General features: G+C 72.3%; 25 protein-coding genes. 15 read left to right on the top strand and 10 right to left on the bottom strand.

Annotated elements, in window-relative coordinates; translation table 11 throughout:
- Positions 1-9 precede the first annotated feature (9 nt).
- Positions 10-516: an ATP-binding protein gene (locus AB0K34_RS08915; RefSeq protein WP_301175574.1), complete on the top strand. Its 507-nt coding sequence runs from the start codon at positions 10-12 to the stop codon at positions 514-516.
- A gap of 36 nt (positions 517-552) precedes the next feature.
- The gene (locus tag AB0K34_RS08910) at positions 553-1,293 is read left to right on the top strand and encodes a hypothetical protein (protein WP_301175575.1); all 741 of its coding nucleotides are present in this window, start codon (positions 553-555) and stop codon (positions 1,291-1,293) included.
- Between the two features lies 1 nt (position 1,294).
- Here AB0K34_RS08910 and AB0K34_RS08905 read toward each other — a convergent pair whose 3' ends face one another.
- The 3 genes from AB0K34_RS08905 to AB0K34_RS08895 all read right to left on the bottom strand — a co-directional run bounded on the left by AB0K34_RS08905 (position 1,295) and on the right by AB0K34_RS08895 (position 4,268).
- On the bottom strand, positions 1,295-2,269 hold the full coding sequence (locus AB0K34_RS08905; protein WP_364546756.1) for a DUF1152 domain-containing protein: 975 nt from the start codon (positions 2,267-2,269) through the stop codon (positions 1,295-1,297).
- A gap of 122 nt (positions 2,270-2,391) precedes the next feature.
- Positions 2,392-2,601, bottom strand: a complete 210-nt coding sequence (locus AB0K34_RS08900) for an SCP2 sterol-binding domain-containing protein (protein WP_171069206.1) — start codon at positions 2,599-2,601, stop codon at positions 2,392-2,394.
- The gene (locus AB0K34_RS08895) at positions 2,532-4,268 is read right to left on the bottom strand and encodes a recombinase family protein (RefSeq protein WP_301175577.1); all 1,737 of its coding nucleotides are present in this window, start codon (positions 4,266-4,268) and stop codon (positions 2,532-2,534) included. The genes AB0K34_RS08900 and AB0K34_RS08895 overlap by 70 nt, the downstream gene beginning before the upstream one ends.
- Before the next feature lie 175 nt (positions 4,269-4,443).
- Between AB0K34_RS08895 and AB0K34_RS08890 the strand changes: the two genes are divergently transcribed.
- Both AB0K34_RS08890 and AB0K34_RS08885 read left to right on the top strand, forming a co-directional pair.
- Positions 4,444-5,475 (top strand): CoA transferase, encoded by a 1,032-nt coding sequence (locus AB0K34_RS08890; protein WP_364546752.1) that lies wholly within the window; start codon positions 4,444-4,446, stop codon positions 5,473-5,475.
- A 42-nt stretch (positions 5,476-5,517) separates the two neighbouring features.
- A complete protein-coding gene (locus tag AB0K34_RS08885) occupies positions 5,518-8,412 on the top strand; it encodes an AAA family ATPase (protein WP_364546749.1) in 2,895 nt (964 codons plus the stop codon).
- Positions 8,413-8,718: 306 nt separating this feature from the next.
- Here AB0K34_RS08885 and AB0K34_RS08880 read toward each other — a convergent pair whose 3' ends face one another.
- Both AB0K34_RS08880 and AB0K34_RS08875 read right to left on the bottom strand, forming a co-directional pair.
- The gene (locus AB0K34_RS08880; protein WP_138638801.1) at positions 8,719-9,552 is read right to left on the bottom strand and encodes a methyltransferase domain-containing protein; all 834 of its coding nucleotides are present in this window, start codon (positions 9,550-9,552) and stop codon (positions 8,719-8,721) included.
- 192 nt (positions 9,553-9,744) lie between these two features.
- Positions 9,745-11,679: an acyl-CoA dehydrogenase family protein gene (locus tag AB0K34_RS08875; RefSeq protein ID WP_301177769.1), complete on the bottom strand. Its 1,935-nt coding sequence runs from the start codon at positions 11,677-11,679 to the stop codon at positions 9,745-9,747.
- Between the two features lie 122 nt (positions 11,680-11,801).
- On the opposite strand from AB0K34_RS08875, the gene AB0K34_RS08870 reads away from it, so the two are divergent.
- Both AB0K34_RS08870 and AB0K34_RS08865 read left to right on the top strand, forming a co-directional pair.
- Complete coding sequence (locus AB0K34_RS08870) at positions 11,802-12,560, top strand: IclR family transcriptional regulator (protein ID WP_301177768.1); 759 nt, start codon at positions 11,802-11,804, stop codon at positions 12,558-12,560.
- Positions 12,561-12,599: 39 nt separating this feature from the next.
- Entirely contained in the window at positions 12,600-12,938 is a 339-nt protein-coding gene (locus tag AB0K34_RS08865; protein WP_301177767.1) for an SCP2 sterol-binding domain-containing protein, read from the top strand.
- Positions 12,939-12,964: 26 nt separating this feature from the next.
- On the opposite strand, the gene AB0K34_RS08860 is transcribed toward AB0K34_RS08865, so the two are convergent.
- Genes AB0K34_RS08860 through AB0K34_RS08850 form a run of 3 tightly spaced genes read right to left on the bottom strand, consistent with a single transcriptional unit; the run spans position 12,965 to position 15,311 of the window.
- The gene (locus tag AB0K34_RS08860) at positions 12,965-14,038 is read right to left on the bottom strand and encodes an ABC transporter permease subunit (protein WP_301177766.1); all 1,074 of its coding nucleotides are present in this window, start codon (positions 14,036-14,038) and stop codon (positions 12,965-12,967) included.
- The gene (locus tag AB0K34_RS08855; protein ID WP_301177765.1) at positions 14,035-14,910 is read right to left on the bottom strand and encodes an ABC transporter ATP-binding protein; all 876 of its coding nucleotides are present in this window, start codon (positions 14,908-14,910) and stop codon (positions 14,035-14,037) included. Before AB0K34_RS08855 ends, AB0K34_RS08860 begins: the two co-directional genes overlap by 4 nt.
- Positions 14,907-15,311 carry a GntR family transcriptional regulator gene (locus AB0K34_RS08850; RefSeq protein WP_171069207.1) on the bottom strand — a complete coding sequence of 135 codons (405 nt, stop codon included), beginning with the start codon at positions 15,309-15,311 and terminating at the stop codon, positions 14,907-14,909. The genes AB0K34_RS08855 and AB0K34_RS08850 overlap by 4 nt, the downstream gene beginning before the upstream one ends.
- Before the next feature lie 132 nt (positions 15,312-15,443).
- Between AB0K34_RS08850 and AB0K34_RS08845 the strand changes: the two genes are divergently transcribed.
- The 9 genes from AB0K34_RS08845 (at position 15,444) to AB0K34_RS08805 (ending at position 23,044) form a co-directional block, all read left to right on the top strand.
- Positions 15,444-15,815, top strand: coding sequence for a DUF2255 family protein (locus tag AB0K34_RS08845; RefSeq protein ID WP_301177764.1), 372 nt, complete (start codon positions 15,444-15,446; stop codon positions 15,813-15,815).
- Positions 15,816-16,018: 203 nt separating this feature from the next.
- Positions 16,019-16,507, top strand: a complete 489-nt coding sequence (locus tag AB0K34_RS08840; protein ID WP_301177763.1) for a SigE family RNA polymerase sigma factor — start codon at positions 16,019-16,021, stop codon at positions 16,505-16,507.
- Entirely contained in the window at positions 16,504-17,562 is a 1,059-nt protein-coding gene (locus tag AB0K34_RS08835; RefSeq protein ID WP_301177762.1) for a hypothetical protein, read from the top strand. The genes AB0K34_RS08840 and AB0K34_RS08835 overlap by 4 nt, the downstream gene beginning before the upstream one ends.
- A gap of 44 nt (positions 17,563-17,606) precedes the next feature.
- Positions 17,607-18,536: a deoxyribose-phosphate aldolase gene (gene deoC / locus AB0K34_RS08830; protein ID WP_301177761.1), complete on the top strand. Its 930-nt coding sequence runs from the start codon at positions 17,607-17,609 to the stop codon at positions 18,534-18,536.
- Positions 18,537-18,538: 2 nt separating this feature from the next.
- Entirely contained in the window at positions 18,539-19,969 is a 1,431-nt protein-coding gene (locus AB0K34_RS08825) for an aldehyde dehydrogenase family protein (RefSeq protein ID WP_364546740.1), read from the top strand.
- Positions 19,962-20,816 (top strand): aldehyde dehydrogenase family protein, encoded by an 855-nt coding sequence (locus AB0K34_RS08820; protein WP_364546737.1) that lies wholly within the window; start codon positions 19,962-19,964, stop codon positions 20,814-20,816. The genes AB0K34_RS08825 and AB0K34_RS08820 overlap by 8 nt, the downstream gene beginning before the upstream one ends.
- A gap of 82 nt (positions 20,817-20,898) precedes the next feature.
- On the top strand, positions 20,899-21,816 hold the full coding sequence (locus tag AB0K34_RS08815; protein WP_364546735.1) for a hypothetical protein: 918 nt from the start codon (positions 20,899-20,901) through the stop codon (positions 21,814-21,816).
- 2 nt (positions 21,817-21,818) lie between these two features.
- Positions 21,819-22,064, top strand: a complete 246-nt coding sequence (locus AB0K34_RS08810) for a DUF2630 family protein (protein WP_364546732.1) — start codon at positions 21,819-21,821, stop codon at positions 22,062-22,064.
- Positions 22,061-23,044 carry an LLM class flavin-dependent oxidoreductase gene (locus AB0K34_RS08805; protein ID WP_364546729.1) on the top strand — a complete coding sequence of 328 codons (984 nt, stop codon included), beginning with the start codon at positions 22,061-22,063 and terminating at the stop codon, positions 23,042-23,044. The genes AB0K34_RS08810 and AB0K34_RS08805 overlap by 4 nt, the downstream gene beginning before the upstream one ends.
- A 131-nt stretch (positions 23,045-23,175) precedes the next feature.
- On the opposite strand, the gene argS is transcribed toward AB0K34_RS08805, so the two are convergent.
- Both argS and plsX read right to left on the bottom strand, forming a co-directional pair.
- Entirely contained in the window at positions 23,176-24,921 is a 1,746-nt protein-coding gene (gene argS / locus AB0K34_RS08800; RefSeq protein WP_364546726.1) for an arginine--tRNA ligase, read from the bottom strand.
- 47 nt (positions 24,922-24,968) lie between these two features.
- Positions 24,969-26,195 carry a phosphate acyltransferase PlsX gene (gene plsX / locus AB0K34_RS08795; protein WP_364546723.1) on the bottom strand — a complete coding sequence of 409 codons (1,227 nt, stop codon included), beginning with the start codon at positions 26,193-26,195 and terminating at the stop codon, positions 24,969-24,971.
- Between the last annotated feature and the right edge of the window lie 84 nt (positions 26,196-26,279).

Genomic DNA, 26,279 nt, shown 5'->3' with positions numbered 1-26,279 from the left:
GTGGGAGAAATGATCTTCGGGCGGGCGCGGCGGAGAGGCGGGTTCGACGAAACGGACTGTTCAGTTCGAGTGGAAAGGACGGCGGTCGGGCCGTGGGCGATGCGGCGGGGGTTTCTGGCTGAGCCGGAGGTCGTCCAGGAGGGGCGGCTGATCGTCGAGTCGCAGGCGCTCCAGTGGGGGGTGGCGGAGGAGACCGTGCAGAACGCCGTCCTGGTGGCTTCTGAGCTGCTCACCAACGCCGTGCGCGCCACGCGCCACCGGCCGGTGTCGTTGCGGCTGGCGCTGGCCGAGGACGGCCTTCGGGTGGAGGTCTGGGACACGTCGCCGGTTCATCCGAAGGGGGCCGTGCCGGACCTCTCGATGCCGGAAACGCCGGTGCCGGACGATGCTCCCGACCCGGGCGGCTGGGGTTTGGGCATCGTGGAATTCCTCTCCGAGGAGCACGGCGTTCGGGCGGAGTTCGAGGGGAAGACCGTGTGGGCGCGCCTGAAAACGGAGTTCCGCCCGCCGGTGTGAAGGTGAGCTTCGCCCGGACCGGGGAAGGGGGCCGGTGTGGGGGACTGGTACACGCGGGAGATCGCGGACACCGGGCGGCTCCGGCTGGCCTGTTTCCTGGTGGCGTTCATCGCCGGATTCCTGTTCATCCGGTTCAGCGTGCGGATGATCCGGCGGCAGGTGCGGTGGTGGCCGGGCAACGTCACGCCGGGCGGGCGGCATATCCACCATGTCGTGTTCGGCCTGGTTTTCATGTGCGTGGGCGGTGTGGGCGGGCTCGCCGTCCAGGACGGATCGTCCGGGTGGGCGGCGGCGGCCGCCGCCGTGTTCGGGGTCGGGACGGCGCTGGTGCTGGACGAGTTCGCGCTCGTCCTGCACCTGGAGGACGTCTACTGGAGCGAGCAGGGCCGCCTGTCGGTCGAGGTCGTGTTCATCACGATCGCGCTGTGCGGGCTGATGCTGCTGGGCCTGCGGCCCCTCGGCCTGGACGACGTGGCGGGCGACGGCCTGTGGGCGATCGCGGCCATCATCGTGTTCGACATGCTGGTGGCCCTGGTCGCCCTCCTCAAGGGCAAGGTCTGGACGGGCTTGATCGGGCTGTTCATCGGCGTGGTCGCGCTGGTCGGGGCCGTCCGGCTGGCCCGTCCCGACTCGCCGTGGGCGCGGCGGAGGTACCGGCCGGGGTCGCGCAAGGAGCGGCGCGCCGTCAAGCGCGAACGCCGCTACCGGCGGCCCGTGCAGCGGCTCGGCGACCGGCTCAGCGACCTCATCGCTGGCCGGCCGTCGATCAGGTCGTAGCTCAGTGCGGGTACTGGCGGGGCGGGCGGGAGCGGACCTCGTCCCGGAAGTCTTCGATGATCGAGGCGATCTGACGCATGAGCCGGGTGCCCTCCAGTCGGTCGAGGTAGAGGGAGCGGCGGGCCAGGCCGTCGAGGTCCACGGCGAAGTACATCGCCATCAGCGGGTTGATGAACAGCTCGCTGCCGCGCGTCCTGGTCGTGACGTGGACGTCGCCGAACCGGCCCTGGACGGCGGCGGCGATCGAGCCGTTCACGATGCTCGGGTGGGCGGGCGTCGCCGCCTGCGCGTACTCGACCGCGTCCAGGTAGAGCGCCGCCTCGCGGCTGTCGCGGGGGATGGACAGGGCGCCCAGGTAGGAGCCGTCGGCGGTCAGGGCGGCCAGGTTCTCCAGGACGAGCGCGTGGCTGACGCCGTGGTAGGCGTCGACGCCGAAGCCCAGGGACACGACGATCTTCTCGGGGACGTCGAGGCCGTGGACGGCGGCGAGGCTCGCCATGTCCTCCTCCGGGGTGCCGAGGCCGGCCTCGTCGCCGCGCATGAAGATGTCGGTGCCGCCGTCCACGAGGACGATCGTGTCCAGGCCGAGGTGGTCGGCCAGGTACCGGTACGCCGCGCGGAGCGGTTCGACGCCGACCTTCGGGAACGCGTAGACGGTGGACGGCAGGCCGTGGAGGTCGAGCCACCGCGCGAGCGCGCCCTCGGGGAAGTAGTCGTCGCGGCCGGGGGTCTCGGGGGTCACGGCGGCGACGTCCACCTCCAGCCAGGTGTCGGACGGGAGGCCGTACAGCGCGCTGAACGAGAGGTTGGCCAGGTGGACGTCCTTCCCGTCCTGCATGAGGGCGAGGGCCAAGGGGAGACCCGCGTAGACGTCGAAGCCGCCGCCCGCGCCCGCGACGAGGACGCTGCGGGCCTTCTGCAGGCGTGCGAACAGCGGGGGTTCCTGGAGGGAGAACACCAGGCGACGGTAAGGCATCGCGGGGGAAGATGATCGAGGTTTTTCGCCGGATCGCGAACTCTCGCGGGGGGTGTGGACGTCTGACTATGTGGTGGCCGTGGTCATCGGGGGACTACGGCCACCACCAAGCGCCCCGGGGGTCAGTACGGGGACGGGCCGCCGAACATCTCGCTGAGGCGCGGCGCCAGGTCGTGGTCGCCGCGCAGTTCGAGGCGGCCGTCCATGAGGAGCGTCGCCGGGTTGGCGTCGCCGGCGAGGATCCGCAGGAAGTCCGCCGTCTTCACCGTGAAGGTGAGGGCCGGGTCGTCGGCCGGGCCGGGACGAGCGCGGGCCCTGGACTCGCCGAGCACGACTTGCGCCAGACGGGGATCAGCAGAGATGGATCGAACGGGGCGCGCTTTGTGCGCCCCTCAGGGATCGGGAGGACGATCACCGCGGACAGGACCGCGTCGATAGCGGTCCGCCTCTGGCGAAGACCCCAGGAATCCCACTTCTCAATGGAGAACCGTGAGAGGAAGTTCTTACTCGCCTGTTCCTTCTCGAACTGCGCCCTGTCCGCCTCTGCGTCCTGGATCTTCAAGTCCAGGTCGGAAAGCAGATCGAAGAGGTCAGAGTCGTCGATCGTCCCTGCCTTCAACCTTGACTTCAGCTCTGCTTTGGACTGCTGGAGTTTCTCCAGAGTCTTCGCCCCGTACCACTCATTATTTTCGGGTTCCTGGTTGGCGTATCTCTGCAGAAGAGCCTTGATGGCGATCTCCTGGATCGTCTCGTCCACCAGATCCATTCGGCGTCCGAGTCGTCCGCAGGACGGAGAGTTGCACTTGTAGAGTGCCTGGCGCTTTCCATTGGACCCATTCATGCGCCCGTAACAGGTTTCCCCGAACTCGTTCTTCCGGCCACATCGCAGGATACCGGAGCTCAGGTGCTTGCGTGCCTGATCGGCAAACTCCTTCTTTGTCCGCTTCTGCTGGCCCGCCGGTCTTCCCCGGCCGGTGGGGCTCTTTTTGATTGCTCCGAACGGGTTGAAGAACACCGGACAGTCCAGAACGAGCTTCTCCCACTCCTGCGGAGTGCAGATCGTCTCCCACTTCCCGATGACGGGCTCACCGGTCTCCCGGTCTCTGATCATCTCGTTCTCGATCATCCGGTAGCCGCAGTTGGCGGGGTTGGTGACCATGTACTGCATGACGTTGGTGGAGATCTGCTCGGCCCGCTTGCGATACTTCTCTGCCGTCTGGAAGTCGCAGCTGCTCTGGAAATGGTCGGCGAGTTTCAGGCACTCCTCCCCAAAGGTGAAGCCGATGGCCCGCCAAGACTTTCCCTGCAGCCTCATGTCGATCGCCTTTCGGACGATCGGGGCCGCATCGGGATCAAGGGACTCGTTGGCCTGGCGCTTAGAGGCCGGGTCGGCGGGCAGCCACCCGAACCTGCCCCGCCCGAAGGGCCTTCCCTCTTTGGCTTTGTCTCTAGAGTTGCGAGAGACCCGTTGCTTGATCTTCTTGACCTCTAGCTCGCCCATGGCTGAGGCGAGGAGGTGGCGAAGTATCTCAGAGTCCCCGTGGACGTCAAGGAAGGTCTTCGCGTCCCCCAGCCCGAAGAAGCCGTCTTCGTCTACGGTGAGAGCTCGGTTCAGCTTCAGGTAGTCCTCGGGCAGGCGGACGATTCGTTCCGGCTCGACCGCGATCACGCCTGCGATCGGGTACCCCTCTTCACAGCGACGGGCGCGGATATCGCGCACTAGGCGGAGGAAGGCCGGACGTTCCAGGTCCGGGTCTACCGCTGTGATGCCGTTGTCGGTGTAGCGGACGACGATGACGACATTATTGTGGGCTGCGAACTCGTCGTTGTTCTCGTGCTGGCGCTTGACTCCGATCTCCTGACGGAGATCCTTGCTGATCCGAGCGTACGAAGCACCGGGCCGGTGCTCGCCCAGCCAGTCCTCGAACGAGTTGCCCTGTTTCAGGGCGTTGGCCAGGTCAGGGTGAAGGGTCCACTTGGACCAGGGGGGCATCTTCATCTCCTGCGGATACGAGTACTACTTCTTAGGAGAAGTTAGTGGGATCGACCTCCCGGATGTAGTCGGATCGGCGATCCCCGATTGGACTCGGCGTCAACAACGACCAAGCGCTCGCTTGACGGCGGGCGGCGGCACCCGGCACCGTGAGCGCGACGACCCCCGCGAGAGGAGCCCCATGGCGCCGCTGGACGGACTGCGCGTCCTCGATCTGACGATGTGGCGGCCCGGCCCGTACGCCACCCTGCTGCTCGCCCAGCTCGGCGCCGACGTGATCAAGATCGAGCCGCCCGGCGGGGAGCCGATGCGGATGTTCCGCGACCACTTCGACGTCCTCAACCGGCACAAGCGCAGCATCGTCCTCGACCTGAAGTCGGCGGACGGTCTCGCGGAGCTGAGGCGGCTGGCGGCGGACGCCGAGGTCTTCGTCGAGGGGTTCCGGCCCGGCGTCGCCGACCGCCTGGGCGTCGGCCACGCGGCGCTCCGCGCGCTCAACCCGCGGCTCGTCTACTGCTCGATCTCCGGATACGGGGCGGAAGGACCGTTGCGCGACGTCCCCGGCCACGACATCAACTACCGGGCCTACGCCGCCGCGCTGCCCCCGGACGCCGTCTCCCCGGAGGCCGACGACCTCCCGCTCGCGGACATGGCCGCCGCCACGATGGCCGCGTTCGCGATCACCGCGGCGGTGCTCAAGGCCCGCGCCACCGGGACCGGCGACCGCGTCGACCTCGGCATGGCGGACGTCCTCGCGCACTGGACCGGCACCGTCCCGGCGGCGACGCGCAGTTCGGGCGCCGGGCCCGTCCCCGGCTACGGCGTCTACCCGACCAAGGACGGCCGGAAGATCACGCTCGGGGTGGTGTCGGAGGAGCGGCTGTGGGCCGCGACCTGCCGCGCGCTGGGCATCGAGGAGCACGCCGGCGTCCCGTTCGCCGAGCGGCTGGGCCGCATCGCCGAGCTGGACGGGGCCGTCACGGCGGCCGTGGCGAAGCTCACGCTGGACGAGGCCGTCGAGCGGCTGACCGAGGCCGGCGCCCCCGTCGCTCCCCTCCTCTCCCACGCCGAGATGCTCGCCCTCGACCACTTCGCGCACCGGAAAGTGCAGGACGAAGGGCCCGTCCGGACCACCGTCCACCCGCCGGTCAAGGGCGGGACGGCGCCCGAGGCGGACGAGCACCGAGGCCAGGGCTGGCGTCTCACGGAATGAAATTCGGGTGGGATTGTCCTACCCGTTTGGCATGCTGGGGACGTGAACGCGCGTGCGGTGAGTCCTGCTCTGGTCGGCCGGGCGGCGGAGCTGGGGCAGCTGCGGGACGCCCTCGCCGCCGCGCCCGGGGCCGTCCTCGTCGGCGGTGACGCCGGGCTCGGCAAGACGCGCCTCATCAAGGAGTTCGCCCGGTCCGTCGAGGGGGAGGCGAACGTCCTCGTCGGCGGCTGCCTGGAGCTCGGCTCCGACGGCCTGCCGTTCGCGCCGTTCACCACCGTGCTGCGCGGCCTCGTCCGGGAGATCGGCATCGACGGCGTCGCGGCGCTCGTCCCGCGCGGCGACACCGGCGGCCTCGCCCGGCTGCTGCCGGAGTTCGGCGAGCCGGAGTCCGACGCCGCGTCCGGGGAGGAGCGCGCCCGGCTGTTCGAGGTCGTGCTGTCGCTGCTGGAGCGGCTCGCCGAGCGCGGCCCGGTCGTGCTCGTCATCGAGGACGCCCACTGGGCCGACCGCTCCACCCGCGACCTGCTGGCCTTCCTCGTGCGCAACCTCGGCCGGGGGCCCGTGCTGGTCGTCCTGACCTACCGGACGGACGAGCTGCACCGCACCCATCCGCTGCGCCAGCTCCTCGCCGGGCTCGAACGGCTGGAACGGGTGCGCCGCACCGACCTCGGCAAGCTGACCCGCGCCGACGTGTCCGCGCTCGTCGCCCAGCTGCTCGGCCAGAACCCGCCGCCCGGCCTGGTCGAGCGGATCGAGGCGCGCAGCGAGGGCAACCCGCTGTTCATCGAGGCGCTGCTCGACGACGACGGCGGGCTGGCGTGCGAGCTGCCCGAGTCGCTGCGCGACCTGCTGCTCGCCGGCGTGCAGCGGCTCCCCGACGAGACGCAGGACGTCCTGCGCGACGCGAGCGGCAGCAGCACCCGCATCGAGCACGCGCTGCTCTCCGCCGTGTCCGGGCTCGGCGACGCCGCGCTGACCCGCGTGCTGCGGCCCGCCGTCGCCGCCAACGTCCTGGTCGTGGACGGCGACGGGTACGCGTTCCGGCACGCGCTGATCCGCGAGGCCATCCACGACGACCTGCTGCCGGGCGAGCACACCCGCCTCCACAAGCGCTACGCCGAGACCCTGGAGGAGAACCCGTCACTGGTCTCCGCCGGGCGGCTGTGGGTCGAGCTGAGCTACCACTGGAAGCAGGCCCACGACAGCACGTGGGCGCTGGTCGCGGCCTGGCGCGCCGCCGGCGAGGCGCGCAAGGCGCTCGCCCATGCCGAGTGTCTGGCGATGCTCGAACGCGTCCTGCAGCTGTGGGACCTCGTCCCCGACGCGGCGGAGCGCATCGACGCCGGCTTCGTCAAGGTGCTGATGGACGCCGCGACCGCCGCCGACCTCGCCGGCGAGTACGACCGCGGCATCAAGCTCGTCACCGCCGCGCTCAAGGAGGTCGAGGCCGCCGACGGCGCGCGCGACACCGAGTGCTGGGCGACGCTGCTGGTGCTGCGCGCCAGGATGCGGTACCAGATGGCGCGCCCCGGCTTCGTCGAGGACCTGCGCGCCGCCGTCAAGGCGCTGCCCGCCGAACCGCCGACCGTGCTGCGCGCGCGGGCGCTGTCGATGCTCGGCAACTACGTGCGCGTCACCACCGAGATCGGCGCGGCGCGCGACGCGGCCGAGGAGTCGCTGGCGGTCGCGCGCCGGCTCGGCGACCCGCTCGCGGAGGCGGAGGCGCTCATCACGCGGTACTGCGCCGACACCGACTACGAGAACGACGTCGGCCTCGCCGAGATCGAGGCGACCGCCGAGCGCGCCCGCAACCACCAGGTGCTGCTGCGCTACTACGTCATCAAGTCGCACTTCCTGGAGGGCGCCGGCCGGCACGCCGAGGCCGCCGCGGTCGCGGCGCACGGCAAGGAGCTGGCCCGCGAGTACGGGGTGGCCCGCACCCAGGGCACGTTCCTGTGCATCAACCAGGCTGAGCCGCTCGTCTCGCTCGGCCGGTGGGACGAGGCCATGGCCGTGATGAACCACGCGCTCGCGCAGGACCCGGCCATCACCACCCGGACGTCGCTGCTCGTCCTGACCGGCTGGGTGGCGCTGGCGCGCGGCGACCTCGCGACCGCGCGGGAGCGGCTCGCCACGTCCCGCGACATCAAGAAGCTGAAGGCGGAGTGGCTGAAGACGCAGGACTACTTCGGCACGCTGTGGCTGGAGGCGAACATCGCGCTGGCCGAGGGCCGCCCCGCCGCCGCGCTGGAGGCGGTCCGGCCCGTCGTCGACCAGGCGGGCATGCCGGACGACGCGCGCTACGCGTGGCCGGTGCTGCTCGCGGGCGCCGCGGCCTGCGCCGAGCTCGGCGACGGCGCGGCGGGCGAGCTCGCCCGGATCGAGGAGCGGGCCGCCGGGCTGGAGTCGAGCGGGCCGCTGCAGCGCGCGCACTGCCTCACGTTCGCCGCCGAGCTGGCCCGTGCCCGGGGCGTCCTCGACCAGGCCGCCTGGGCGGAGGCCGCCGCCACGTGGGAGACGCTCGCCAACCCCTACGCCCGCGCCCGCTCCCTGCTCCGGTCCGCGGAGGCGCTGCTCGCGGGCGGCGACCACGACGCGGCCTCGGACGCGCTGCGCACCGCCGGCGACCTCGCCGCGGAGCTGCGGGCGCCGCTGCTCGCCGCGGACGTCGCCGACATGCTGCGCCGGGTGCGGTCGCCGCGCCGCGGCGACGCGTCCGCGCCGCTCGGGCTGACGCCCCGCGAGTTCGAGGTGCTGCGCCTGGTGGCGGAGGGGCGCAGCAACCGCGACATCGCCGAGGCGCTGTTCATCTCCGTGAAGACGGCGAGCGTCCACGTGTCGAACATCCTCGGCAAGCTGGAGGTGGCGAGCCGGGGCGAGGCCGCCGCGACCGCGCACCGGATGCGGCTGTTCGCCGCCCCGAAGGCCCGCGCCTGACCTGCTGCGGAGCGTGATCGATTCGGCGGCGGGGGACCTCCCCTCCCGGATCCCCCGCCCCGAACCGTCGGACCACACGGGAACATCGTGGCCGGCCGGCCGGGGCACGGCCCGCGGAAGCAGGCGGTGCTTCGCCGTCCGGAGAGACGGCCCGTGACCCGTCCGGCCACTGCCCAGTCTTGTGGTCCGGAGGCCCCGACGGCGCGCGAGACATACCGTTCGGGGCGAGAGAAAAAAGCGACGGTGCCGAGCCGCGTTCCGTGACCCGGCACCATCGCCCTCCGGCACGTGCCCTGTGGCGCGCGGTCAGCGCGGGACGCGCGCCACGCAGAACACCGTCTGCCCGAACGGCGGGCGGACGAAGCGCTCGATGGCGCGCGTGGTCGGCACCACCGTCCGGTCGTAGATCTTGACGAGCCGCGGGTCGGGGTAGCCGGCGCCGCCGCGGCGGACCGCGAACCACCAGGCGATGCCGCCGAGGAAGTTCATCGGCTTGAGCACCTCGGGGACGAGCCCCGCCTCCCGGACGGACGCCTCCATCGTCTGCGGCGTGTACCGGGTGACATGCCCGACCTTGCGGTCGAAGTCGCCGTAGAGCTGCATGTAGCCGGGCACCCAGATGACGATGCGGCCGCCGGGCTCGGTGACGGCGGCGAGGTCGCGGAGCGCCTGCACATCGTCCTTGATGTGCTCCAGCACGTTCATCATCACGACGGTGTCGACCTTCTGCCGGATCTTGATGTCGTCCGGCAGGGCCAGGTCGATGACCTCGACGTCGTCGTTGCCGTCGTAGCGGCTGCGCAGCTCGCCGACGCAGTACGGGTCGTTGTCGCTGACGACGAGGTAGTCGAGCCGCCCCGCGAACTGCTCGGAGAAGTGCCCGAGGCCGGAGCCGACCTCCAGCATCGACCGGCCCACGTACGGGGCGACGGTCTCGTACTCGTACTTGCGGTAGTTGCGGGCCTCGTCGCCGCCGAGGTGGTTCTCCAGCGCGCCCTCACCGGCGGCGGGCTGGACGACGTCACCGTCGGCGTTCACGTGCGGCGCGGGCCCGGTGCCCGGACCGCCCTTCTTCGGGTCGCTGCCGAGCAGGCCGAGGAGGCTGCCCGCGATGGACTTCTTCTGACCAAGTGACTGCATACTTCCCGCTCGCTGGGTGCGTTGGCGTTCGGCTTCTCGTTCGCCGGATCCGTGGCCCGGCCCGCCCGGGGCCGGTCGATCTCTGGCGCGAAGGTCGGGACAGTCTACCCATGCGTGCACGCCGGGCGTCCGTCAGTGACCGCGTCGGCGGGCGCCCGGACGGCGTGTCGCCTGCTCGGAGCGGGCGCCGGATCAGCCGATCGTCCGGTGCACGGTCTCCCGCTCGCTCGGCCCCGGCTCGGACGGCGCGATCCACGGGCCCGGGATCGACGGGTCGAGCACGCCCTCCTCGATCCAGGCGAAGTCGCCGGCGAGGACGGCCCGCGCCAGCTTCGCGTCCATCGCGTCGGTGTTGCGCCACAGCCCGTCGAACAGCTCGTCCACGCGGACGCGCGCCTGCTTGCAGAACGCGTCGGCGAGCAGCAGCGCCGACTTGCCGGGCGTCCCGTCCGAGAGCCCGCTCTGGCCGGACGCGTCGGCGTGGGCGCGGACGCACACCGCGCTCATCGCGAACAGCTCGGCGCCGATGTCGACCATCCGGCCGAGGAACCCCTGCTTGCGCTCCAGCCCGCCCTGCCAGCGCCCCGCCGCGTAGAAGACCGACCGGGCCAGCTTGCGGGACGCCCGCTCCACGAACCGCAGGTGCCGCGCGAGCACCCCGAACTCGGCGTAGGAGTTCGGCCGCTGCCCGGCGCCGGTGACGAGCGTCGGCAGCCAGCGCGCGTAGAACCCGCCGGCCTTCGCCGCCGCCCGCGCCTTGCGCGCGGGGGAGGCGTCCGGGTCGATGACCTCGCCGGCCGCCGACAGGTGCGCGTCCACCGCCTCGCGGGCGATGAGCAGGTGCATGATCTCGGTGGAGCCCTCGAAGATCCGGTTGATGCGCAGGTCGCGCACCACCTGCTCCACCGGGACGCCGCGCTCGCCGCGCGCCGCGAGCGACGCCGCGGTCTCGTAGCCGCGCCCGCCGCGCAGCTGCATCAGGTCGTCCGCGGCGCGGCACGCCATCTCCGACGACCACAGCTTCGCCAGCGCCGCCTCGATCCGGATGTCATTGCGCTCGTCGTCGGCGAGCTGGCTGGACAGGTCGTGCATCGCCTCCATCGCGTACGCGGTCGCCGCGATGAACGCGATCTTGCGGGACACGGCCTCGTGCTCGCCGACCGGCCGGCCCCACTGCACCCGCTCCCGCGACCACTCGCGGGCGATCCGGGCCGCCCACTTGCCGCTCGCCGCGCACATCGCCGGCAGCGACAGCCGCCCGGTGTTCAGCGTGGTCAGCGCGATCTTCAGGCCGGCGCCCTCCGCGCCGATCAGGTTCGCCTTCGGGACGCGGACGTCGTGGAACCGGGTCACGCCGTTCTCGATGCCGCGCAGCCCCATGAACGCGTTGCGGTTCTCGACCGTGATGCCGGGCGTGTCCATGTCCACGATGAACGCGGAGATGCCGCCGCGGTGCCCGGCCGACTTCGGCACGCGCGCCATCACCACGACGAGGTCGGCGACGACGCCGTTCGTCGTCCACAGCTTGACGCCGTTGAGGACGTAGTCGTCCCCGTCGGGGACGGCGGTGGCGCGCAGCCGGGCCGGGTCGGAGCCGACGTCGGGCTCGGTCAGCAGGAACGCGCTGACCTGCCGGGCGCAGCGCGGCAGCCACTCCTCCTTCTGCTCCCGGGTGCCGAACATCTTGACCGGCTGCGGGACGCCGATGGACTGGTGCGCCGACAGCAGTGCGCCGAGCGCCCCGCACACCGATCCGACGACCATCAGCGCGCGGCCGTAGTAGTACTGGCTGAGCCCGAGCCCGCCGTACTTCTCCGGGACCTTCATGCCGAGCGCGCCGAGGTCGCGGAGCCCGGCGACGACCTCGTCGGGGATGCGCGCCTCCCGCTCGATCAGCGCCGAGTCGACCCGGGTGGCGCAGAACTCGGTGAGCCGGGCGAGGAACGCCTCGCCCTTGCGCCGCTGCTCGGCATCCGGACGCGGATGCGGGTGGATCAGGTCCAGCCGGAAATCGCCAAGGAACAGCTGCTTGCCGAAGCTCGGCAGCCGCCATTCGGTCTCCCGTGCCTCTTCGGCGACCTTCCGGGCCGTCCGCTCGTCGACATGCGCATACGTCTGCTGACTCATGGTGACCGCATTTCCCGTGACCGGATCGGGAAACCCCGGGCGTCCCCCGGCGGGAGGTGATCCAATGGACGGACCGGCGCCGGAGGCTCGACCGGCTCGGACCAGAGGGGTGCACCGCGCGCATGAGCGAGTCACGCAAACCCACGCTCATCGCCTCGGTGCAGCGCGCCCTGCACCTCATGGAGGCGGTGGCGTCGCATCCCGGCGGCGCGCCCGCCAAGCAGCTCGCCCGGGAGGCGCGGCTCCCGCTCGCCACCACCTACCACCTGCTGCGCACCCTCGCCCACGAGGGCTACGCGACCCGGCTGCCGGACGGCGTCTGGGTGCTCGGCGAGCGGGTCGAGGCCCTGTACGAGCAGGGCCGGTCGCAGCGGCTGCCCGCCCGGCTCCGGCCCGCCCTCGTCGCGCTGCGCGACGAGCTGGGCGCCGCCGCCTACTTCGGCATGCAGGTGGACGACGAGATCCGGCTCATCGACGTCGCCGACGGCCCTCGCGCGCCCCGCGTCGACCTGTCGGTCGGGTTCGAGGACGCCGCGCACGCGACCGCGATCGGCAAGTGCGTGCTGAGCCAGCTCGACGACGAGCGCCGCCGCGACTACCTGTCCCGGCACCCCCTCGTCGACCTGACCCCGCACACCATCACCGAGCAGGCCCGGCTGGTGCACTCGCTCAGCACGCCGACCGGCCTGCTGTTCGACCGCGAGGAGTACGCGCTCGGCACCGGCTGCGCGGCCGTCGCGGTGACGGACGCGGCGGGCGCGGTGACCGGCGCGCTCGCGATCTCGTGCCGGCCGGCGAAGCTGCCCCGCATCGAGCGGTCCGCGCACCGGATGCGCGCGGCCGCCGAGCGGATCCAGCGCACGCTGACCCTCTCCGGCTGAGCGGCCGTCCGGCGCTCGCCGCGACCGGGCGCGCGGACCATGACCGCCCCCCGCCCCGGCGAGGCCGTCACGGCCGAGTCGGTGGCGATGGCCTTCCGCACCACCTACCGGCCGGAGGCCGCCCGGGGCGCCACGGTCGGCTACGAGGTCCGCATGGGCGACTTCACCCTCCGCCTGCAGCTCACCGGCGGGGACCTCGCGGTCGGCGCCGGCCCGCACCCGGCCCCGGACCCGGTCATCGAGCGGCTCGCCGACCAGGGCGTCCATGCTCTGATGACCGGCGCGAAGACCCCTGACCAGGCGCTGGCCGACGGCACCGTCCGCGTCGAAGGCGACCCCGGCCTCCTCCACCGCTTCGTCGAGACCTTCCGCTTCTGAGGCGCGGCCGCGGCGTCGGACGGCCTTCAGGAGAGGCGGCGGCGCGTCCAGTAGAAGCAGACGCCGCAGAGCCCCAGGGTGAGGACGGCGAACAGCCCCGTCTCCGCCCACTGCAGCGGCCAGAAGCGGTCGGCGGGCTGGTAGACCACCTTCTGCTTGTAGCCGAGCCGCGCGATCTCGGTGAAGCACTTCTCGGCGGGCCCGTCGGGCGGGTCCGGCGGCCCCGCCTCCGGCGCGCCCGCCTTCGGCGCGGGCATCGGAGGCGGCCCCGGCGGGGCGCACGCTCCCGTGATCAGGGCGCCGGGCAGGGCCGCCGCGCGCCCGGACGCGTCGACCGTGTGGTTCGCGAGCGTCCACGCCCCCGGCGCCGCGTCCGTCTGCACCGTCATGGCCTTGGAGCCCTGGTCCAGCGTCATCTGCGACATGTTCTTCGACGTGATCGCCACGGTCGCGGTCTCCGGCGGGACGAGGTGGGCGCGGATCCACACCGGCATCGCGACCTGGACGCCGACGAAGACGGCGAGGGTGATCGCCATCGCCGGCACGGTGCGCCGGGTGAGGACGCCCGCCGTCACGCCGAGCGCGAAGGCGAAGGCCGCGTACCCGATCGGGACGATGCCGTGCGCGCCGAACGCGAGCGGCGCGATCCGCGGGAAGCGTTCGGCCGCGGCCCTGTCCAGGGGGCCCGCCCACCAGTTGGCGGCGCGGACGGCGATCCCGGCGGCGAGCATCGCGGCCAGCCCGACGAGGCCGAGCTTGACGGCCAGCCAGCGGCTCCGCGTGATGCTCTGGTTCCACACGAGCCGGTGCGTGCCGCTCTCCAGCTCGCGGGCGATGAGCGGCGCCCCCCAGAAGATCCCGATGAGCGCGGGCAGGACCGTCACGATCACGACCAGCGCGCCGTACTCCACCTGGTGGTCGGTGAAGAACCGCCTGGCGAAGTGCGCGCAGGCGTTCTCCGTGCCGCAGGACGCGAGCCCTCTGTCGTAGGCGTCGGCCAGGCCGGGCCCGCTGACGGCGAGGGCCGCGCCGAGGACGGCGAGCCCGCCGAACACCACCGCGGCCTGGACCCGGAACTGCCGGAACGTCAACCAGATCATCGGATCGCCTCCAGCGTGGGACGGCTCGGGGCCTGGGCCATGTAGGCGAGGACGAGGTCCTCAACGCCGATCTGCCCGACCGTCCAGGCCGGGTCGTGGATCGGGCCATCCGTCCGGACGACCAACGTGCTCTGCCGGTCGGTGTGGCTCTCGGACACGACGTGCTGGTCCGCCGGCAGCTTCTCCTTGCGCGGCCCGGTCAGCCGGTGATGGGTCGCGAGCAGGTCGTCGATGTCCCCGGCGACCCGGACGTGCGATTCCACGAGCACGATGAGGTAGTCGCACGTCCGCTCCACGTCCGACACCAGGTGGGACGACAGGACGACGCTGAGCGAGTGCTCGGCGACGGCCTCCATCAGCCCCTGGAGGAACTCGCGCCGGGCCAGCGGGTCGAGCGCCGCGACGGGCTCGTCCAGGATGAGCAGCTCCGGCCGCTTGGCGATGCCCAGCGTCAGCGCCAGCTGGGCGCGCTGCCCGCCGGACAGCTTCCCCGCCTTGTGCCGCAGGCCGAGCCCGAGCCGCCCGACCCGCTCGCGCGCGAGGGCGTCGTCCCACCGCGGGTTGAGCCGGGCGCCGAGCGCCAGATGGTCGCCGACGCTGAGCCCGGAGTACGTCGGCGTGTCCTGCGCGACGTACCCGACCCTGGCCAGCTGCTCCGGCCCCGCGGCCGGCCGCTCGCCGAGCACCCGGATGCTCCCGGCCGTCGGCGCCAGCTGGCCGACCGCGAGGTTCAGCAGCGTGCTCTTGCCCGCCCCGTTCGGCCCGACGAGCCCCACGACCCGTCCGGCCGGAATGTCCAGCGTGCAGTCGGACAGCGCCCACCGCTGCCCGTACCTCTTGCCCAGCCCCCGGGCCTCCAGGACGGCGGTCACGCTATGTCCTCCTCGCGGGCGGACCGAAACGTGGTCATGAACAGCGCTTCGATGCTCTCGTCGTCCAGCCCGGCCAGCCGCGCCTTCGCGAGCCAGCGCTCCAGGTCCTTGCGCAGCGGCCCGTGCGCGGCGAGCGACTCGCCGGCCAGCGACCGCGTCACGAACGTCCCGACCCCCGGGCGCGGCGCGACGAGCCCCTCGTGCTCCAGCTCCCGGTACGCCTTGAGCACGGTGTTCGGGTTGATCGCCAGCTGCGCCACCACGTCCTTGACCGTGGGCAGCTGGTCACCGACCCGCAGCAGATCGAGCCGCAGCGCGTGCCGCACCTGCCGGACGAGCTGCATGTACGGCGACACCCCCGACCCGGAGTCCAGATGGAACTCGATCACCGCCACCTCCATTTAACTAGGATGCTAGTACTTTAGAGGTGTAGTCCTCTCCGATGTCAATGCGCGGGAACGAAGACCCTCCGAACATCCCCAAATTCGGGCAATACGGGCCGCATCGAACGGCTGGCCGGGCATGACCCCGACATGTCCACTTGGAGCAATGACGACCTGACCCGCCTCGGCGGCGCCGCCGAGATCCAGATCGCGCCGGAGAACAGCGACGGCACGCTGCGCGACCCGACCACGATCTGGATCGTCCGCAGCGGCGAAGAGATGTACGTACGCTCGGTCAACGGCCCCGACGGCCACTGGTACCAGACCGCCGAGAACACCCACCGCGGCCAGATCAAGGCCGACGGCACGACCGTGGACGTGGCGTTCATCGACGAGCCCGACCCGACCGTCAACGAGCAGGTAGACGCCGCCTACCTGACCAAGTACGGCAGCACGCCCTACGCCGAGCCGATGACCCGCCCCGGCCCCAGAGACACCACCCTCAGACTCACCCCCCGCTGACCACGGAGCGAGCAAGCGCCGACCGTCGCGGTGGAGCCGTGACGGTCGGTCGGCATGCCCGCCGTGACCACGGGCAGGCCGCCGAGGCGTGGCGGTAGAGCGCGGCCGTCCAGGTGGTTGGTCGGTACTGGTTCGAGCGGGCGTGCAACCTTTTGTGGGGGTTGGTGCATCAGGGGGGTGTGGGGCAGGGGAGGGGTGGGCGGATGGCGGGGCGGGACGAGGAGTTCACCGCTTACGTGACGGCGCGGATGGGGTGGTTACGGCGGGTCGCCTACCTGCTGTGCCAGGACTGGCACCGGGCGGACGACCTGGTGCAGTCCGCGATCACGCGGTTGTACGTGCACTGGCGGCGGGCGGCGGCGGCCGACAACGTGGACGGGTACGCGCGGACGGTGCTGGTCCGGGTGTTCCTGGCCGAGCAGCGGGGCGGGTGGCGGCAGCGGGTGCGGGTCGTCGAGCGGCCGCCCGATGCGGCCGTCGAGCCCGCCGACCACGCGGGCGGTGTGGATCTGCGGGCGGCGCTCGCGGTGCTGCCGCCTCGGCAGCGGGCGGTCGTGGTCCTGCGGTTCTACTGCGACCTCTCGGTCGAGCAGACCGCCGGTGTGCTGGGGTGCTCCGCCGGGACGGTCAAGAGCCAGACCGCGCGCGGCCTGGACGCGTTGCGGCGGGTGCTGGAGGGGGAGCCGGCATGAACGGTCTCAGGGGTGAGCTGGAGCGTCTCGCCGGGGAGCCCGCTCCGGCGTCCGGGGTGGACGTCGCGGCGGCGGTGGTCGCCGGGCGGCGGGTGAAGCGGAGGAGGCGGGCGGGGGTCCTCGCGGTGGTAGTGGGGGTCGCTGCGGTCGCGGTGGGGGTGGTGGTGCTGCCGTCGTCGCAGGAGGAGCGCGTCCCGAAGGTAGTGGAGCCGGCGAAGTATCCGAGCCCGCTGATCGAGAAGGCGCGGTTCGGGTGGCTGCCCGCGGGGTTCGCGCGGACGCGGGTCACGCAGGACGGCGGGCGCGTCCCCGCCTTCAAGGTGAGCGCGGGGCGCGGGCCCGGGAGCCAGTCGATCGAGTTGACCGTGCTGCCGCCGGGGACGCGGCCGGCGATCCCGCTGCTGCCGGGGGCGCGGAAGGGGCGGCTGACGAAGGCGGCGCCGGTGAACGGGCGGCCCGCGTACTGGTCGATCAGGCCGGGCGGTCCTGGGTCGGCGCAGGTGGCGGCGGAGTTCCGGTGGGAGTACCGGCCGAAGACGTGGGCGCTGCTGTCGGTCAACGACCGTGGTGTTGCGACGGAGGAGACCGTCCACCGGATCGCGGCTGGGGTGCGATTCGGCGGGGGCGGGCCGGTGGCGTTTCCGGTGAGGGTCGGCGGTCTTCCGGACGGGCTCAAGGTCGGACGGGTGTGGCTCGGTGCCGGGCCGGACGTCATGTTCTCGCTCGGCGGGCCCGGCGCGGGCGACGAGCTGATGATCTCGGTGAGTCCGGCGAGTCGGGTCGCCAGGGCGCGGTCAGCGGCGAACACGGTGATCGACGGGCATCCCGCCTTTGACACCCGGCTGCCGCATCCCGGGCCGACGGCCGGGCGGGTGCCCGCGTCGAAGGCGCAGATCCTCCGCGTGTTCGGGGTGCGCGGGTTCGACATCGGCATCGACGCGCGGGGCGAGCCGCTCCGGCGGCTCCAGGCGGGCGGGGGGCTGACGGGCCTGTTCCGGCGGATCGAACCGCTCGGCTCCGATCCCGAGGGGTGGACGGCGACACCGCTTCGTTAGTCGTCCGTTTTGTGCCGGGGACGTAGTTCGGCGATGCTTGGGGAGTGTCAACGGAGACTCTGAACGGCGCCGCCGAGCTGCGCGCCTTCCTGCACGGCCTGCCGGGCGTGGACCGGGTGGGCGCCGAAGAGCGGGCCGCGCGGCTGGCCACCAGGTCGATCAAGACGACGGCGAAGGCCGCGGCGATCGACCTGGCGATCTCGATGGTGGACCTGACCACGCTGGAAGGCGCGGACACGCCCGGGAAGGTGCGGGCGCTGTGCGCCAAGGCCGCCCACCCGGACCCGGCGGACGCGTCGGTGCCGAAGGTCGCGGCGGTGTGCGTCTACTCGGACCTGGTGGACGTCGCCGTCCGGTCCCTGGCGGGGACGGGCATCGGCGTCGCGAGCGTGGCGACGGCGTTCCCGGCGGGGCGGGCGCCGCTGGAGGCCAAGCTCGCCGACACGCGGGCCGCGGTCGCGGCGGGCGCCGCGGAGATCGACATGGTGATCGACCGCGGCGCGTTCCTGGCCGGCGACTACGCCAAGGTGTTCGACGAGATCACCGCCGTGAAGGACGCCTGCGGGGACGCCCACCTGAAGGTGATCCTGGAGACCGGCGAGCTCGCCACCTACGACAACGTGCGGCGGGCGTCGTGGCTCGCGATGCGGGCCGGGGCCGACTTCATCAAGACCTCCACCGGCAAGGTGGCGCCGGCGGCGACGCTGCCGGTCACGCTGGTGATGCTGGAGGCCGTCCGCGACTACCGCGCGGCCACCGGGCGGCAGGTCGGCGTGAAGCCGGCCGGCGGCATCAAGACCACCAAGGACGCGATCAAGTACCTGGTGCTGGTGAACGAGACCGCCGGCCCGGACTGGCTGACCCCCGAGTGGTTCCGGCTCGGCGCGTCCAGCGTGCTGAACGATCTGCTCATGCAGCGCCGCAAGCTGGCCACCGGCGTCTATTCCGGTCCCGACTACTTCACGCTGGACTGACCATGGTTTTCGAGTACGCGCCGGCGCCCGAGTCGCGGGCGGTCGTCGACATCCGCGCCTCCTACGGGCTGTTCATCGGCGGCGAGTTCACCGACGGGCACGGCGAGCCGTTCAAGTCGATCAACCCGGCGGACGAGAGCGTCCTGGCCGACATCGCGTGCGCCGACGAGGGCGACGTCGACCGCGCCGTGAAGGCCGCGCGCACGGCCTTCGACAAGGTGTGGGGGCCGATGCCCGGCCGGGAGCGCGCCAAGTACCTGTACCGGATCGCCCGGATCATCCAGGAGCGGTCGCGGGAACTGGCCGTGCTGGAGTCGATCGACAACGGCAAGCCGATCCGCGAGTCCCGGGACGTGGACGTCCCGCTGGTCGCGGCCTGGTTCTTCTACTACGCCGGATGGGCCGACAAGCTCCCGTACGCCGGGTTCGGCCCGGATCCGCGGCCGGTGGGCGTCGCGGGGCAGGTGATCCCGTGGAACTTCCCGCTGCTGATGCTGGCCTGGAAGATCGCGCCCGCGCTGGCCTGCGGCAACACGGTGGTGCTCAAGCCCGCCGAGACGACGCCGCTGACCGCGCTGCTGTTCGCCGACATCTGCCGGCAGGCCGAACTGCCCCCGGGCGTCGTCAACATCGTCACCGGCGCCGGGGAGACGGGCCGCGCGCTGGTCGAGCACGAGGGCGTCGACAAGGTCGCCTTCACCGGCTCGACCGAGGTGGGACGGCAGATCGCCCGCTCCCTGGCGGGGACCGGTAAGAAGCTCACCCTGGAACTCGGCGGCAAGGCCGCCAACATCGTCTACGCGGACGCGGCGCTCGACCAGGCCGTCGAGGGCATCGTCAACGGGATCTTCTTCAACCAGGGGCACGTGTGCTGCGCCGGGTCGCGGCTGCTCGTCCAGGAGTCGGTCGCCGACGAGGTGCTGGAGCGGCTGAAGGCGCGGATGGCGACGCTGCGCGTCGGCGACCCGCTCGACAAGAACACCGACGTCGGCGCGATCAACTCGGCCGCGCAGCTCGCGAAGATCAAGGAGCTGTCGGAGGCCGGGGAGAGCGAGGGCGCCGAGCGGTGGTCGCCGCCGTGCGAGCTGCCGTCCCAGGGCTTCTGGTTCGCGCCGACGATCTTCACCGGCGTCGCGCAGTCGCACCGGATCGCCCGCGAGGAGATCTTCGGGCCGGTGCTGTCGGTGCTGACGTTCCGCACCCCGGACGAGGCCGTCACCAAGGCCAACAACAGCCCCTACGGGCTGTCGGCCGGCATCTGGACCGAGAAGGGCTCGCAGATCCTCTGGACGGCGCAGCGGCTGCGCGCCGGGGTGGTGTGGGCCAACACGTTCAACAAGTTCGACCCGGCCTCACCGTTCGGCGGCTACAAGGAATCGGGGTTCGGCCGCGAGGGCGGACGCCACGGACTGGAGGCCTACCTCAATGCCTGACCGTCTCGCCGTCCGCAAGACCTACAAGCTGTTCATCGGCGGCGCGTTCCCCCGATCGGAGTCCGGCAGGTCGTACGTGGTCACCGACGCCAAGGGCCGTTTCGTCGCCAACGCCTCGCAGGCGTCCCGCAAGGACGCCCGGGACGCGGTCGTCGCCGCGCGCAAGGCGTTCCCCGGCTGGTCCGGGCGCACCGCCTACAACCGCGGCCAGATCCTGTACCGGGTCGCCGAGATGCTGGAGGGCCGCCGCGACCAGTTCGTGGACGAGCTGCGCCGGGCCGGCGCCTCCAAGGGCGCCGCGGGCGCCGAGGTGGACGCCGCCGTCGACCGGTGGGTCTGGTACGCGGGCTGGGCCGACAAGCTGAGCGCCGTCGCCGGCGCCGCCAACCCCGTGTCCGGGCCGTTCTTCAACTTCTCCACGCCCGAGCCCACCGGGGTCGTCGCCGTCGTCGCGCCCGACTCGCCGCTGCTCGGGCTGGTGTCGGTGGTGGCGCCCGCCATCGTGTCCGGCAACACCGCCGTGGTGGTCGCCTCCGAGCCGGCGCCGCTGCCGTCCATCACCCTCGCCGAGGTGCTGGCCACGTCCGACCTGCCGGGCGGCGTCGTCAACGTCCTCACCGGCCGCCGCGCGGAGATCGCGCCCTGGCTCGCGACCCACATGGACGTCAACGCCATCGACCTCGCCGGCGTCCCGGACGACCAGGTCGGCGACCTGGAGGAGAAGGCCGCCGAGAACCTGAAACGCGTCCTGCGCCCCACGGAGACCGACTGGACCGAGGAGCCGGGAACCGCCCGTATGACGGCATTTCTGGAGACGAAGACCGTCTGGCACCCGGTGGGCGTCTAATTCGATTTGACGCTCCGCGTGTAGAGGGTCACAAAGTGTGGAATAGATCTCCCCGTAACTGATCATTTCGGGGGGGAGATCAGTGGCAACGAAAACCGCATCGCGCACGACCGCGAGCCGAGGGACGGCCGGTCGCGCGAAGAGCACAGCAAGCAAGTCCACCACCGCCAAGAAGCCGGCGGCCAAGCGCACGTCGGCGGCGAGCTCGTCGTCCCGGTCGACCACCACCAGGTCGACCGGGACCAAGAGCGGCACGGCGAAGAAGTCGACCGCGTCCAGCCGGACGTCGTCGACCGCCGCGACCCGCGTCACCAAGGCCGCGAGCCAGGCCAAGACCGCCGCGACGCAGATGAAGTCGGTGGCGACCAAGGCGTCCTCGTCGGCCAAGGCCATGACGGCGATGACCAAGGCGATGACCAGCGCCACCAAGGCGATGTCCGACGCCGCGAAGGCGATGGACGCGGCCGCGAAGGTCATCACCACCACCGCCAAGTCGAGCACGGCGAAGAAGAGCACGCCCGCGAGCAGGAGCACGTCGTCCAAGGCGAGCACCTCGAAGGCGAGCACCTCGAAGTCGGGGACGTCCAGGGCGAAGGCGGGCACGTCCAAGTCGAGCTCGTCCCGCAAGACGACCTCGGCGGCGTCCAGCCGGTCGCGGCCGACCACCTCGGCCCGGACCAGCTCGTCGAAGTCGAGCACGGCGAAGTCGAAGCCGTCGAGCACGGCCAAGAAGGCGTCCGCGCCCAAGTCGCGGACGTCGGCGGCCCGCAAGACGACCTCGTCCAAGACCACAACGAGCACCAGGTCGGGGACGTCATCGCGGTCCGGTACGGCCCGCAAGACGCCCGCCCGCCGCGCGATGGAGGCGGCGGGGACCACCGCCGCGGCCGCGCAGTCCGCGTCCTCGATGGTCGAGCCGAAGACCGGCCCGTTCCAGCACTCGACGCGGAGCGAAGGCGGGTTCCTCAGCGGGCTCACCAACGCCGGCCGCGAGCGCTGAGGATGGACGAGAAGGACATCCTCGCGCGCATCGACGAGTACGTCGGCGAGGAGCAGCGGCTCCGCGAGCGCTACCAGCGCGACGAGCTGGGGCGCGAGGAGGAGCACCGGCGGCTGGAGCAGCTGGAGGTCGCCCTCGACCAGTGCTGGGACCTGCTGCGCCGCCGCAGGGCCCGGTTGGACGCCGGTCAGGACCCGGACGCCGCCGACGTCCGGCCGCCGGACGAGGTCGAGGGCTACCTCCAGTGACGCCGCCGCACCCACCACGCAGGCGGCTGCGGTTCGGCGCCTGCCTTGACCCGGCCGCCGCCGCCCCGCTGCTCCGCACCGCGCAGGACGCGGACCGCTACGGCCTCGACCTGCTCGGCGTCCGCGACCTGCCGCACCGGCGCGGCACCGCCGACGCGCTCACACTGCTGGCCGCCGTGCTGACCGGCACGTCCCGGATCCGGGCGCTGCCCGCGGTGGCGTGCCTGCCGCTGCGCCCGCCCGCCGCGCTCGCCAAGGCGATCGCGACCATGGACCTGCTCAGCGGCGGCCGCGTCGAACTCGGCCTCGGCGCGGGCGCCGACCCGGCCGGCATCGAATCCTACGGCGGCACCCGGCCCGGCGGCGCGGCGGCGCTCCGCGCCCTGGAAGAGGCGGTGCGGCTCATCCGGCTGCACTGGAGCGACCAGCCCGGGCTCCGCTTCGACGGCGACCACTACCGGTTCGCCGCCGCGGACGCCGGCCCGGCGCCGCGGCGGCAGATCGGCGTCTGGCTCGGCGTCACCGGCCCGCGCGGCATCGACCTCGCCGGCCGGATCGCCGACGGCTGGATCGTGCCCTCGTCCCACGTCCCGCCGAAACGCCTCGCGGACGGCCGCCGCCGCCTCGACGACGCCGCCGCCCGGGCCGGCCGCGACCCGGCCGCCATCCGCCGCGTCTACATCCTCGAAGGCGCCCTGGACGGGCGGGACTCCCACGGCTTCCTGCACGGCCCGCCCCGCCAGTGGGTCTACGAACTCACCGAACTGGCCATCGGCCACGGCGTCGACTCGTTCCTCTACGCCGGCGACCCGGCGAACCTCCCGGTCTTCGCCCTGGAGGTCGTCCCCGAAGTCCGAGAGAAGATGGCCCAGGAACGAGTCGTCCTGAAAGACGGAGCCGGGTTCACCCAGGGGGGCGACCCCCTGGAACCCCCGTCACGAGCCGGTCAATCTACACACCACGGTTCGGGCGTTCCGTGACCCTGTGTTTGCCCAGGGGGGCGACCCCCTGGAACCCCCGTCACGGCCGGGAGGCCGGCGGGTCGTGCGACCTCCGGGCGCTAGGGCGCCCTCCGGCCGCACGACCCGTGGGTGGTGGTTGGGGTTCGGGCTTACATGCGTTCTGGGGTGGGGACGCCCAGGAGGTGCAGGCCCGTCTCCAGGGTGCGCAGGGTCGCCGCGCACAGGGCCAGGCGGGACGCCTTCGTTGCCTCGTCCGGGGCCTTCAGGACCGGGCAGTTCTCGTAGAACGTGGTGTAGGCGTCGGCGACCGCGTAGATGTAGGACGCCAGCCGGTGCGGCTCGGCGGTGTCGCCGGCCTGCTTCAGGACGGCGCCGAAGCCGAGCAGTTCGAGGGCGAGCGCCCGCTCGGCCGGGTCGCCCAGAGTGATCGGGCCCGTGGCGTCCTCGACGGCGACGCCGCCCTTGCGGAAGATCGACCGGATCCGGGCCGCCGCGTACTGCAGGTACGGGCCCGTCTTGCCGTGGAACGAGATCATCCGGTCGAAGTCGAAGACGTACTCGCTGTCGCGCGCCACCGACAGGTCGGCGTACTTGACCGCGCCGATGCCGACGTCCCGGACGATCGCGTCCCGCGTCGCGTCGTCGAACGGCTCGTCGTGCTGGATCTCGTCGAAGACGGCGCCGGCCCGTTCGACGGCCTCGTCGAGGAGTTGGGCGAGTTTGACGGTGCCGCCCGCCCTGGTCCGCAGGATCTTGCCGTCGGTGCCGAGGACGTTGCCGATCTGCGCGTGCTCGGCCTCGACCTCGTCGTTCAGCCAGCCCGCCATCCGGGCGACGGCGAAGACCATCTGGAAGTGCAGTGACTGCGGGGCGCCCACCACGTAGATCATCCGGTCGACGTGCTCGGTGTCGACCCGGTACCGGATGGTGGCGAGGTCGGTGGTGGAGTAGTTGTAGCCGCCGTCGCTCTTGCGGATGATCACGGGCAGCGGCTCGCCCTCGCGGCCGGTGAAGCCGGGCGGGAACGCGCACAGCGCCCCGTCGCTGATCACCGCGATGCCCTTGTCCTCCAGCTCCTGGACGGTCGGGGCCAGCAGGTCGTTGTAGAAGCTCTCGCCTTTGATGTCGTCGTCGGTGAGCGTGACGCCGAGCCGCCCGTAGACGGCGTTGAAGTACCGCTTCGACACGTCCACGAGGACGTTCCACAGCCGGAGGGTCTCGGCGTCGCCTGCCTGGAGCGCGACGACCCGCCGCCGGGACCGGTCGGCGAACTCCTCGTCGCCGTCGAACTTCTCCCGTGCGGCCTGGTAGAACGCGGTCAGGTCGCTGACGGACGAGTCGTCCCGGGCGGCGGCGTCCTCGCCGAGGTCGAGCAGGTGCTCGATCAGCATCCCGAACGGGGTGCCCCAGTCGCCGACGTGGTTGTCCCGGACGACGTCGTGGCCGAGGAACGCCAGGATCCGGGCGATCGCGTCGCCGACGATCGTGGTCCGCAGGTGGCCGACGTGCATCTCCTTCGCCACGTTCGGCGAGGAGTACTCGACGACGGTCTTCTGCGGCTCCTCGGCCGCGGGGACGCCGAGCCGCTCGTCCTCCAGGGCGCGCTGCGCCTCGGCGGCGATCCAGCCGTCGCTGAGCGTCAGGTTGATGAAGCCCGGCCCGCTGACCTCGACGTTCGCCACGACGTCGGCGGTGTCGAGGTTCTTGACGATCTCGTCGGCCACGTCTCGCGGCTTGCGGCCCAGCTTCTTGGCCAGCGGCAGCGCCACGTTGGCCTGAAGGTCGGCGAACTGCGACGGCCGGATGACCGGGTCGGCGTCCGCGTATGACGGTCCGAAGGCGGCGCTCAGCGCGGCCTGGACCCGAGCGGCGAGTACGAGTTGCGGATCGGGCATGTCCCAAGGTTATCGGCGCGGGACGCCCGACCGGACCCGGTTTTCCGCTACGGCGCGCCGGGCGGCTCGGTGCGGTCGGGGACGGTGTCGCCGGCGGGACCGCTGACCGGCTGCCGGGGCGCGGGCGGCCCCTCGACGGGCTGCGCCGCCCCTTCCGGGGGTTTTTCGGGTGGTTTGTCGCCCGCGTCGCGCTCGCCGTGCGTCCAGCGGCCGAACCGGGAGGTGCGGGTCGCGGCGACCTGCTCCCGGATCCGCTCGACGATCCGCCCGGCGGCCAGCCGGTGCGCCAGCTCGCACGCCGAGGTGATCGCGCGGGCGTGCGAGGCGCCGTGCGCGATCACGACGGTGCCGTTCAGGCCGAGCAGGACGCCGCCGCCGTAGGTGTCGGGGTCGAGCCGGTCGCGGAGGTCCTGGAGGCGGCGCCGCTGGAGCAGCGCGCCCATCCGCGCCGCCGGGGTGGAGGTCATCGCGTCGCGGATCTCGGTGAACGCGGTGCCGATCGTCCCCTCCATCGTCTTGAGCGCGATGTTGCCGGTGAACCCGTCGGTGACGATGACGTCGACCCGCCCGGCGAGCAGGTCGTGGCCCTCCACGTTGCCCGCGAACTCGATGCCGTGGCTGCCGCCGGCGAGCAGCTCGTGGGCGCGCTTGGCGAGCTTGTTGCCCTTGCCCGCCTCGGCGCCGATGTTGAGCAGCCCCACGGTGGGGCGGTCGGGGCCGAGCAGGATCTGCGCGTACGCGGTGCCGAGGGCCGCGAACTGGACGAGCGTCTCCGCCTTGACGTCGGCGGTGGCGCCCGCGTCCAGCAGGATCGTCGGGCGCGGGCGGGTCGGCAGCGTCACCGCGATGGCGGGGCGCAGCACGCCCTGCTGGCCCTTCAGCCGCAGCCGCGACGTCGCCACCACCCCGGCGGTGCTGCCCGCCGAGACCAGGGCCGACGCCCGCCCCTGCTTGATCAGGTGGCAGGCGATCGCGATGGACGAGCGGGGCTTGCGCCAGCTCGCGAGCGCGCCCTCGCCCATGTCGAGCGCCTCGTCGGCGTGCACGATCGGGATCTTGCCGACATAGCCGTACCGGTCGAGCTCGCGCCGGATCCGCGGGGCCTGCCCGACCAGGACGAGCCGGACGCCGTGCTCGCGGACGGCGTCCACCGCCCCGGCGATGATCTCCCCGGGGGCGTGGTCGCCGCCCATCGTGTCGACCGCGACCGGCAGCGGACGCGGCGGCACGCGGCGAGGCGACCCGGCACGCGACGGCTCGCCAGTGCCGGTCATGGCCGCTCCAGGGAGATGGAAGGAAAATGCGGTGTGCCGCAACAACGCAGCTCATCGCATCGTATGGCGTTCCTTCACCTGCCT

Source organism: Actinomadura sp. NPDC049382 (genome assembly GCF_040677125.1).
In the GTDB taxonomy this organism is placed as follows: domain Bacteria; phylum Actinomycetota; class Actinomycetes; order Streptosporangiales; family Streptosporangiaceae; genus Spirillospora; species Spirillospora geliboluensis.
The sequence above is the reverse complement of the archived record's forward strand: the minus strand, read 5'-3'. Positions and strand labels throughout refer to the sequence as shown.